Consider the following 3,524-nt stretch of genomic DNA (forward strand, 5'->3'; position numbering starts at 1 on the left):
CACGGCTGGGAGACCATATGGGGTTGCTCAATTGTCCTCGTCCAAGTGGCGGGGGCGGGAAATGTATGTTTTTGGTTCAGAAGAATGACTGCCTTTAGTTACCAGCTGGGCGGTCTCGATCGATTTGATTACTAGCGCAGCTTTGGTTGTGTGCGGTCAAACGCACTCAAGTAGCCGAATAGGCGGTAGTGCCAATATCAAGTCTTTCTTTTTCTGGATCAAATCAAGCGCGAGAAGGGCGTTTGGTGAATGCCTTGGCAGCAAGAGGCGATGAAAGACGTGATACTCTGCGATAAGCCATGGGGAGCTGAGAATAAGCTTTGATCCATGGATCTCTGAATGGGGCAACCCACCTGAAAGCTTCATATTGTTATCTTTGATACTCAATATGGGGTTTAAACAGGTACTTAAGACCTGAATACATAGGGTTTTAAGAGCAAACCCGGGGAACTGAAACATCTAAGTACCCGGAGGAAAGGAAATCAATTGATACTCCCCTAGTAGCGGCGAGCGAACGGGGACCAGCCGAGCCAGATAAGTGACTAGAACATGTTGGGAAGCATGGCCATAGCGGGTGACAGCCCCGTATAGGAAGCTTTGATGGACGTATTAAGTAGGGCGGAACACGTGAAATTCTGTCTGAAGATCGGAGGACCACCTTCGAAGGCTAAGTACTCCTTGCTGACCGATAGCGAACCAGTACCGTGAGGGAAAGGTGAAAAGCACCCCGACGAGGGGAGTGAAACAGTACCTGAAACCGAACGCCTACAATCAGTCGGAGGCTCCTTGCGAGCTGACGGCGTACCTTTTGTATAATGGGTCATCGACTTGGTCTCACGAGCAAGCTTAAGCCGTTAGGTGTAGGCGTAGCGAAAGCGAGTCTTAATAGGGCGAATGAGTTCGTGGGATCAGACCCGAAACCGAGTGATCTAGGCATGGCCAGGTTGAAGGTAAGGTAACACTTACTGGAGGACCGAACCCACATCCGTTGAAAAGGATCGGGATGAGCTGTGCCTAGGGGTGAAAGGCCAATCAAACTCGGAGATAGCTGGTTCTCTGCGAAATCTATTTAGGTAGAGCGTCATCCGAATACCCCGGGGGGTAGAGCACTGGATGGGTAATGGGGCCCCACAGGCTTACTGATCCTAACCAAACTCCGAATACCCGGGAGTACTAGATGGCAGACACACTGCGGATGCTAACGTCCGTAGTGGAGAGGGAAACAACCCTGACCTACGACTAAGGCCCCCAATTCATGGCTAAGTGGGAAAGCAGGTGGGACGACCAAAACAACCAGGAGGTTGGCTTAGAAGCAGCCATCCTTTAAAGATAGCGTAACAGCTCACTGGTCTAAATAAGTTGTCCTGCGGCGAAGATGTAACGGGGCTCAAGCCATGAGCCGAAGTCTAGGGATGCGTAAGCATCGGTAGCAGAGCGTAGTGTGACATAGTTCCTATCCTCTTTAGCGTTCTTCGGAACGCCTTGGAGGATATTTGGAGCTTTCGATGAAGCCGGGGCGTGAGCCATCCGGTGGAGAGATCACTAGTGAGAATGATGACATGAGTAGCGACAAAGAGTGTGAGAGACACTCTCGCCGAAAGTCCAAGGGTTCCTGCTTAAAGCTAATCTGAGCAGGGTAAGCCGGCCCCTAAGCCGAGGCCGAAAGGCGTAGGCGATGGGAACTAGGTTAATATTCCTAGGCCAGGAGGATGTGACGGATCACAGGTGTAGTTCAATCTTATCGGATTGATTGGGCTGCTGAGTGGTTCCTGGAAATAGCCCTCCATCAGACCGTACCCTAAACCGACACAGGTGGACTGGTAGAGCATACCAAGGCGCTTGAGAGAACGATGTTGAAGGAACTCGGCAAAATACCTCCGTAAGTTCGCGAGAAGGAGGCCCGGTTCCTAGGCAACTAGGGGCTGGGGGCACAAACCAGGGGGTGGCGACTGTTTATTAAAAACACAGGGCTCTGCGAAGTCGCAAGACGACGTATAGGGTCTGACGCCTGCCCGGTGCCTGAAGGTTAAAAGGAGAGGTGAGAGCCTTGAATTGAAGCCCAGGTAAACGGCGGCCGTAACTATAACGGTCCTAAGGTAGCGAAATTCCTTGTCGGGTAAGTTCCGACCTGCACGAATGGCGTAACGACTTCCCCGCTGTCTCCAACATCGACTCAGCGAAATTGAATTGCCTGTCAAGATGCAGGCTTCCCGCGGTTAGACGGAAAGACCCCGTGCACCTTTACTACAGCTTCGCACTGGCATCAGGATTGTGATGTGCAGGATAGGTGGTAGGCTTTGAAGCGGAAACGCAAGTATCCGTGGAGCCTCCCTTGAGATACCACCCTTCGCACTCTTGATGTCTAACCGCGGTCCGTTATCCGGATCCGGGACCCTGCGTGGCGGGTAGTTTGACTGGGGCGGTCGCCTCCTAAAGCGTAACGGAGGCGCGCGAAGGTTGGCTCAGAGCGGTCGGAAATCGCTCGTTGAGTGCAATGGCAGAAGCCAGCCTGACTGCAAGACTGACAAGTCGAGCAGAGTCGAAAGACGGCCATAGTGATCCGGTGGTCCCGAGTGGAAGGGCCATCGCTCAACGGATAAAAGGTACGCCGGGGATAACAGGCTGATACTGCCCAAGAGTCCATATCGACGGCAGTGTTTGGCACCTCGATGTCGGCTCATCTCATCCTGGGGCTGGAGCAGGTCCCAAGGGTACGGCTGTTCGCCGTTTAAAGAGGTACGTGAGCTGGGTTTAGAACGTCGTGAGACAGTTCGGTCCCTATCTGCCGTGGGTGTAGGAGACTTGAGAGGAGTTGCCCCTAGTACGAGAGGACCGGGGTGAACGATCCACTGGTGGACCAGTTGTCGTGCCAACGGCAGTGCTGGGTAGCTATGATCGGACAGGATAACCGCTGAAGGCATCTAAGCGGGAAGCCCCCCTCAAAACAAGGTCTCCCTGAGGGCCGTGGAAGACCACCACGTCAATAGGCCGGAGATGTAAGCGCAGTAATGCGTTCAGTTGACCGGTACTAATCGCCCGATAGGCTTGATTTGATCCAGTAATGGAAAGACAAATCACCAAAAGCATACACTGACCTTGAGTTGGACAATTACGTCGCTTTTGCTACGCAAACAGCGACGGTGTTGATTGATGTGAAACCCCGTAAGGGGTGACATAACAACCGTGCGGCAACGCGCGTCGCCTTTTTGCACTGCAAAAAGAGCGACGGGGATTTTCCTCGGTTTGGTGGTCATAGCGCAAGTGAAACACCCGGTCCCATCCCGAACCCGGAAGTTAAGCACTGCCGCGCCAATGGTACTTGGGCTTAAGCCCCGGGAGAGTAGGTCACCGCCAAACCTAGTAAAATCCCCATATCTCTCTAACACGATGAAAAGAACACTACCCGGTCTCAAGTAGCCGAATAGGCGGTAGACCAACGCTAAGTGTCGCGGGATGGAGCAGCCCGGTAGCTCGTCAGGCTCATAACCTGAAGGTCGCAGGTTCAAATCCTGCTCCCGCAACCA

The 3,524-nt window shown here is 53.0% G+C and carries 1 tRNA gene and 2 rRNA genes; all 3 read left to right on the top strand.

The window, feature by feature from the left end:
* The first annotated feature begins 221 nt into the window (after positions 1 to 221).
* The 3 genes from G7G_RS0110400 to G7G_RS0110410 all read left to right on the top strand — a co-directional run bounded on the left by G7G_RS0110400 (position 222) and on the right by G7G_RS0110410 (position 3,524).
* Positions 222 to 3,053 (top strand): 23S ribosomal RNA (locus G7G_RS0110400).
* Positions 3,054 to 3,242: 189 nt separating this feature from the next.
* A 5S ribosomal RNA gene (rrf, locus tag G7G_RS0110405) occupies positions 3,243 to 3,357 on the top strand.
* 90 nt (positions 3,358 to 3,447) lie between these two features.
* Positions 3,448 to 3,524: transfer RNA gene (locus G7G_RS0110410), tRNA-Met, on the top strand.

The organism is Ruegeria conchae (assembly GCF_000192475.1).
GTDB lineage: Bacteria > Pseudomonadota > Alphaproteobacteria > Rhodobacterales > Rhodobacteraceae > Ruegeria > Ruegeria conchae.